Raw genomic sequence first — 431 nt, forward strand, 5'->3', positions numbered from 1 at the left:
AATGGTGGGGTTTTTGTGACAAATGGCATTAGTATTCCTGTAGGGCAAACAGGTAATCTTTCTTATCGTATATTTCGGTATAGTAATTCGGGATTTTCAAATTTTTCTGATCTAATCGGAAAAACAGTAACATTTACGGTGATGCTGAAAACTTCTGCCGACTTAGTAAACCTTAAAGGTATTGTATCGTCAATAAATGTTACAAGGACAACAGGAAATGTTAGTAATCAGGGAGCAAATAAGCTGAATACGGTCGTTAATTCGGAGTTAATCAAAACAACTTTTTCTTACACTTTCACAGCAAACGATACCAGCTTTGATGTGTATTCGCAAGTAACAAATACAGTAACTTCAAGCTCGGTGATGAGCTTTGAGATACTTAATGTATTTTACACGGTTGATCAAATTCCGAGTGAATACGGAACGCCAAA

The 431-nt window shown here is 36.0% G+C and carries 1 protein-coding gene; it reads left to right on the top strand.

Going from position 1 to position 431, the window contains the following annotated elements; all coding sequences use genetic code 11:
* A partial coding sequence (locus tag ABR854_RS25840) for a hypothetical protein (protein ID WP_350268736.1) occupies positions 1-431 on the top strand: 431 nt, incomplete at both ends.

This window comes from Emticicia sp. W12TSBA100-4, from assembly GCF_040253585.1.
In the GTDB taxonomy this organism is placed as follows: domain Bacteria; phylum Bacteroidota; class Bacteroidia; order Cytophagales; family Spirosomataceae; genus Emticicia.